The sequence below is a fragment of the Runella sp. R5_40 genome, from assembly GCF_057652295.1.
This window is the reverse complement of the sequence record NZ_JBYFCH010000052.1, coordinates 1-5,950: the sequence shown is the minus strand read 5'-3', so window position 1 is coordinate 5,950 and position 5,950 is coordinate 1. Positions and strand designations below refer to the sequence as shown.

Annotated in this window: 7 protein-coding genes; 2 read left to right on the top strand and 5 right to left on the bottom strand. The window is 38.2% G+C overall.

All coding sequences use genetic code 11. From position 1 onward, the window contains the following. Positions 1 to 249 (top strand): DUF4143 domain-containing protein (locus AC23N5_RS31265; protein WP_487758537.1); only part of this gene is annotated, 249 nt, incomplete at its 5' end. A gap of 42 nt (positions 250 to 291) precedes the next feature. On the opposite strand, the gene AC23N5_RS31260 is transcribed toward AC23N5_RS31265, so the two are convergent. Together AC23N5_RS31260 and AC23N5_RS31255 are read right to left on the bottom strand one after the other, a co-directional pair. Continuing rightward, on the bottom strand, positions 292 to 1,143 hold the full coding sequence (locus tag AC23N5_RS31260; RefSeq protein WP_487758536.1) for a ParB N-terminal domain-containing protein: 852 nt from the start codon (positions 1,141 to 1,143) through the stop codon (positions 292 to 294). 13 nt (positions 1,144 to 1,156) lie between these two features. Beyond that, complete coding sequence (locus AC23N5_RS31255; protein ID WP_028523396.1) at positions 1,157 to 2,101, bottom strand: ParA family protein; 945 nt, start codon at positions 2,099 to 2,101, stop codon at positions 1,157 to 1,159. Between the two features lie 592 nt (positions 2,102 to 2,693). Here AC23N5_RS31255 and AC23N5_RS31250 point away from each other — a divergent pair. Then, on the top strand, positions 2,694 to 3,599 hold the full coding sequence (locus tag AC23N5_RS31250; RefSeq protein WP_487758535.1) for a RepB family plasmid replication initiator protein: 906 nt from the start codon (positions 2,694 to 2,696) through the stop codon (positions 3,597 to 3,599). Positions 3,600 to 3,780: 181 nt separating this feature from the next. On the opposite strand, the gene AC23N5_RS31245 is transcribed toward AC23N5_RS31250, so the two are convergent. From AC23N5_RS31245 to AC23N5_RS31235, 3 genes are all read right to left on the bottom strand, one after another. Continuing rightward, positions 3,781 to 5,124: an ATP-binding protein gene (locus tag AC23N5_RS31245; protein ID WP_487758534.1), complete on the bottom strand. Its 1,344-nt coding sequence runs from the start codon at positions 5,122 to 5,124 to the stop codon at positions 3,781 to 3,783. A 253-nt stretch (positions 5,125 to 5,377) separates the two neighbouring features. Then, the gene (locus tag AC23N5_RS31240) at positions 5,378 to 5,674 is read right to left on the bottom strand and encodes a hypothetical protein (protein ID WP_487758533.1); all 297 of its coding nucleotides are present in this window, start codon (positions 5,672 to 5,674) and stop codon (positions 5,378 to 5,380) included. Positions 5,675 to 5,803: 129 nt separating this feature from the next. After that, the gene (locus AC23N5_RS31235) at positions 5,804 to 5,938 is read right to left on the bottom strand and encodes a LuxR C-terminal-related transcriptional regulator (RefSeq protein WP_487758538.1); all 135 of its coding nucleotides are present in this window, start codon (positions 5,936 to 5,938) and stop codon (positions 5,804 to 5,806) included. Between the last annotated feature and the right edge of the window lie 12 nt (positions 5,939 to 5,950).

The following is a 5,950-nucleotide window of genomic DNA, read 5'->3' as shown; positions in this document are numbered from 1 at the left end:
CCACAATTGTATTACTGGCGCGACAGCAATCAAAACGAAGTAGATTTGCTGATGCAAGATGGGCTAAAACTTCACGCGGTTGAAATTAAAGCGGGCAAAACAATTAATGGCGAGTTTTTTAAAGGATTAACCTACTTCAAAAAGATAGCACCCGATGCCCAACTACACTTGGTGTATGGTGGTGACGACTATCAAAAGCGTAGCGAAGCCACAGTACTGGGCGTAAACTATCTGGAGCAATTGTTTTAACCATAAGTGCAAAACTTGCACTTATGGTTAAAACAAAGATTATCAAGTAGTTATAAATTTTTTTAATTCTTTTACTTTTTGCACTAATTGAGAATAATCAGATTTTGAACTCAGGTTAGCAGCAAGACGAGCAATTTCTTTCTTGCGTTGACTAAACTCTTCAAGATAAGGAGAAAGAGTATCCTCGATGGTATCACTACCTAATTGTGCAACGGATACTAAGCTGCCTTCTGAAATATCATCACGTTTTCCTATGTCCTGAATAACCGTGCGATTAAATGGTGTGTTTCCAGCCAAAACTTGTTGCTGTAACTCTGGAACTAACTTAGCAACTCCCTTGGCGAAGTTACCGTCATTTTTGATGGTTCGTTGACTCACGTTAAATTCCTCCGCCAATGCTTTTGAAATATCTACACTTCCCTCTTCACGGTCGTATTTCCCTTTCCCGCCTTTTTCTCTGTTATATCTTAATCCTCTAAAAAATGAAAGCTGTTCAGGAGTGAGGTTTCTGCGCCCAAGCTGATAGTCAATCATGAAATCTTTTACTTTCTCAATACCTTCAAACTTCAAAATGGTAATTTTAAAGTCGATGTTGTACTTTGTACAAATGGTGTATCGGTTGTGACCATCCACCAAGACATGTACAATTTCGTCAGAATCGCCGATTCCAGCCTCTCTGTGCGACGTTTCCCATATTGCCAATGGATCTTTACATCCTTGGGCTTTTATGTTGTTCTCGAGTATTTGTAGCTCTTCTGCGGTGAGTGGAGTAATAAAATGCCTTAGTTCATCTATTACAACAATCTGTTTTTTTATCTTTTCAACTTCGGAGAATGTAGAAGTGGGAATTTGAGCGGTAGCTTTTTTAATTCCCGACATAAAATCTTTTGCCATGATTAAGTTAAGGTTAAACAGCGACCATTTCTTGGGCTAGGGCTAAATATTGATTTGCTGAGTTCGATTTAGGTGAATAATCGAACAAGTCACTTTTGGCTACTTGTGATTGTTTGATGACCGTTGAAGTCTCTATTTGGGTAGAAAAAATAGTAAAATGACCATAGACATCCCGAATATGTTCAATCATGTTTTTGTGCACACTCTGATTTTTGTGTACCATGGTAAAAAAAATGCCTCGCACTTGGAGGGTATAGTTCAGGTGTTCACGTATTTCGGAAATGCGGTTAAATAGATTTTCGACACCATGATAAGCCGATGCTTCGGGTTGGATTGGAATCATACACTCGTGAGAGGCAACCAATGAGCAAGTTGTCAGTACATTCAATGAAGGTGGGCAATCAATGAGAACATAATCGTATTCGGATAAGAGAGGGGCTAGTTTATTGGCTAAACGTTTCTCACTACCAATGGAATTGACGAGCTCAAGTTCGCGGTAAGCCATCTGTATGTCGGAAGGAGCAAGGTGTAATTTAGGCTCAATCTCAATAATCGGTAGGCTTTTTTTATCAAGTAAGGCATCTATGATTTGGGTTTCTGGCTGATGAATCCCAAAACACTGAGAAAGATTGCCTTGAGAGTCCATGTCTAACATCAGGACTCGATTGCCAAGAATACTAAGGGCTTTCCCGAGGTTGATGGTTGAGGTAGTTTTTCCTACACCGCCTTTATGGTTAACGATTGAAATAACCCTGGCTTTACTAAATAACTCTTCCGAAAACCCGTAGCTTCTCAGAATAGGGATTAATTTAGCTAGGTGTTTTTCATTTAGATTGATATGCCCGCCTAAAGCACGATAGAGTGTTTTAGAAGGTAAACCTGCTTCTTTTTCAATCTGAGAATGATTTAGTGCAGGTTTTGCTCTGAAAAAGCGAAAAACGATGTCTTGGGTTAGCATAAACAATAATTAACATGAGTATGCAAATATGATAAAATTTTATCATACATAGCGAATAAAAAATAAAAAAGGTGATAATATACTTAGGGTAATAAAAATATACGTTTGAACTACGACAAAATCCTCGTGAACTACGACAAAATCCTCGTGACGAGCCCCGCCGCCCGCCCGCCAAAAATTCAAAGTTTGTTTTTGTTTTTTGTCTTTTTTTTGATTTTCTATTTTATCAATCCTCCATAAATGGAGCCTAAAAGGGTGAGTTATCCACATTTTTTACCCTAGAAGAAAATACATCACAAATTTGTGAATTTATTATTATTTATTATTATTTGATATTTGAGTGGCTTGTAACTCTTTGACTTTCATTATGTTATGAACACTAACTACGACAAAATCCTCGTGAATTACGACAAAATCCTCGTGTAACTACGACAAAATCCTCGTGTAACTACGACAAAATCCTCGTGAATTACGACAAAATCCTCGTGCAACTACGACAAAATCCTCGTGAATTACGACATCGAAAAAAGACAGTCGTTTTTTCTTGTCGTAGTTGTGGAAAACTCGTACTTTTGGGTAATAAATATAACAAATGGAAGAGAGTAATACCTTAAAAACCCTTATTCAAGATAATGCTATCACGAGTGCTCGCTATGAAATGTCTGCACTTGAAAAAAATATTATTTACATCATGATGGCACAACTCAAAAAAGAAGACACCTCAGACGTGAATTATTACGTTTCTGTGCGAGAATTAATGGAACGAACAGGTACCCGAAATTCGTACGAAGATTTAAAGCGAGCCACAGAGACATTGATAGGGCGTGTGCTACAAATCAAGCGCCCCAACGGTAACTTACTTCAAGTGTCGATGATTTCATCAGCAGAGTACATGCACGGGCAGGGAATCATTGAAATAGGACTAGACCCTAAAATTAGACCGTTCTTTTTCGATTTGAAACAAAACTTTACGACGTTTCAGTTGCACATGGCTTTAAGCCTAGACAGTAAGTATGCAAAACGTATTTATGAGATGCTATCGCAATACAAGGACATAGGCGTCTTCAAAATAGAGCTTCTTGAGTTGAAGCGACGGTTATTACTATACGATGATAAGACAGGGGAGGAGCAGTACAAAAATTGGTCTGATTTTGAAAAACGTATTTTACTTACGGCGAAGAAAGAAATCAATGAAAAAACTGATTTGACGATTAGTTACAACGCGAAGAAAGTTGGCCGCAGATATTCAGATATTGAATTTACCATCACTAGAATTCGTGGAGCACAAACAAAAATTGATTTTCAGGACGAATCAGCGGTCGTTTTTGGGCGTCTGATTAACGAATTTCGTTTACGTAAAGATCAAGCAATTCAAATTGTTGAAAAGTTTTCGCAATCAGAAATTCACAAAACTCTGTATGATATTAAGTTGAAAGTGGTTAGTAACGAGGTTAAAAATATCGGTGCCTATACGGCGAAGGTGTTTGGGTTAGGGTAAAATATGCCTGATGGCTCACGACCGCCAATAATAGTCAGACGTATATAGTGTAGAGTTATAGAAGATTAGCGGAGATAAAAGGAGATTATGGGAGATTAAAAAGAAAGCGAAGCGTTAGCAAGCCATGACTTTGTCAGGACAAAATCTAACGCAAGCTATTGGCGGGGAATTGGTACTCCTTTTATTTCGGTATAACTTTCCAATAGCCACCTCTGTCTCCCCCCATCCTTTCGATTTTCTTCTCCTCTTTGAGCGTTTTTAAGGCTCTTTCGATGGTTTTTGTACTCACTCTGAGTTCTTTTGCCAAAATTGCTGTTGTGATAGTAAAATTTGTTCTAATCAACTCCAGTACTTTCTCCGACATTTTCTCCGACATTTCTCCGACATCTTTAGCAGGAAACGCGTTGTTTTGTGTCCCTTTCTCGATTTTTTGTTTTATTTCAAGCATTACACTAGCAAAATCATAATCGAACACAGGGGCAGGTAAACCGTAACGAATACACTCGTTGATAATTCGAATAGTACCTCTTCCCCATTGCTCAATGTAGCCAGTTCGGAAAAGGGCGGTTGAGATACTAGGGTTAAAAGGCCGTGAGGCATGTTTTTGTTTTAAGTTTTCGACTGTCCAGTTTTCGGGTAATGTACCTTCGTTCCAAAAGATAATTTTATCGGCATATACACTGATTTGAATGGGAATTCCGCTACTGTAATCTTTGTGGGCAATGGCGTTGAGCAATGCCTCCCTCAGGGCTGCTTCTGGAAACGGGAGTTCTTCGATGCGTTGAATACCTTCATAACTGATAAGTGCTTTTAGGTATTTGGTACGAAGCAAATCAAGTACTTTTTCGATTTGCTCGAATAAATGCCCGTGGATTTCGTCCTGAAACAACAAGTCATCATCCGTACGGAAATAGCCAATTTTAACAAAAGCTCCAGTGACGTATTTTTCAGGATCTGGGTGAAAAAGTAAAATCGCTGCTCTTTTCAAGAATTTACCTTCGGTCAAATGAAGCTTTTCGAGCAAAATGTCGTTACTTTCCTGGACAATTTCTTCCGTCAGTCGATTAGATTTAATGGCTTTTGTTCGGAAAAAATCAAAGGCCGATAGACTCAAATCATTTGCTGAAACATGGGGAATTGGCACTGCATCCCAGCGTCTTCCTTGTTTGTTGAGCAAGAACTTATCCAAAGCAGCTCCTTTAAGTTCCTGTTTGGTACTACCACTGCGGTAATGATACTGTCCTTTGTAACTAACTGGGTAAGGATAAGCTTCTACGGTAATTTCTAAATAATTTCCTTGAAGACTCGTTTTTAAATCCACATCCACGACAATTCCCAAAATATCCCGCACCTTATTTGGAATATCTTCCAACAATTTTTTTGCATCAGTAAGCCCCGTCACTTCCCCTTTGTCATTGATCCCAATGAAAAGTTTTCCGCCAGAGGCATTCGCAAAACCACCAATCCACTTGATATATTCATCACGCCAAGTTTCTTTCCATTCTATATTTTGACTTTCTTCCATTCTATAAGCTGTGTAATTCTTGCAAGCTTGAGCTTTCCAAGGTTCTTTTTAGTGCTATCAAATATACTCTATTTTTGGCATAACCGCGCTTTCTCATTAGCCCAAGAAACTAAAAAATACAAACTAGATGCGAAGGAACCTACGTAAAGTCTATTCAATTTTATTGGCTTTTTTAATACTATTTCAAATTATTATCGTTATTATTCCGTTATAAAATCAAATTATAAATCTAATGCCTACAGTTATAACGAGGCTATTGAGCCGCTTTTCCCAGTAACTGTTTTCTCAATTCGTCATTTTCGGTCACATACCTTTGAAGCTGTCCTTTCAAATAGGCATTTTCAGAAAGCAACGCCGAAATCATTTTTTCGGTCTCATCGTAAGGAATTGCTTCCTCAGATTGTTTGGCTTGATTGGCGTATCCCCTACAGGTCCCACAGCAGTACTTGGCTGTGGAGCGACTAGCAAAAAAGGGCGTCCCACACCAAAGGCATGTTTTTTCAAAAACCTTGGCGTTGTACTTAAAGTTGGAACGGTCTAATTGTGGCATATTGAATACGTGATTAGCGTATAAATATAACCTCAATTTTTTATACACTCAAAAATATACTGTTATAATTTCGCTATAAAAGATTTTTTAACACAACCCACAGTAGATGAATACAGTCCATTCTACTATTTAAACTGTCCTTTTATAGTTAGCAGTAGCCCAAACCAAAAGAGAATTCTTTTCTTTTGGTAAATTGAGCTTTTGGATAATATTTGCACGGTGATGCTCTACTGTTTTTTCGGCAATAAATAGCAGTTCAGCAATTTGCTTGGAGGT

Coding starts and splice junctions, on each gene's coding strand:
- AC23N5_RS31260 (WP_487758536.1), bottom strand. CDS start 1,143: ATGGCAAAAGATTTTATGTCGGGAATTAAAAAAGCTACCGCTCAAATT.
- AC23N5_RS31255 (WP_028523396.1), bottom strand. CDS start 2,101: ATGCTAACCCAAGACATCGTTTTTCGCTTTTTCAGAGCAAAACCTGCA.
- AC23N5_RS31250 (WP_487758535.1), top strand. CDS start 2,694: ATGGAAGAGAGTAATACCTTAAAAACCCTTATTCAAGATAATGCTATC.
- AC23N5_RS31245 (WP_487758534.1), bottom strand. CDS start 5,124: ATGGAAGAAAGTCAAAATATAGAATGGAAAGAAACTTGGCGTGATGAA.
- AC23N5_RS31240 (WP_487758533.1), bottom strand. CDS start 5,674: ATGCCACAATTAGACCGTTCCAACTTTAAGTACAACGCCAAGGTTTTT.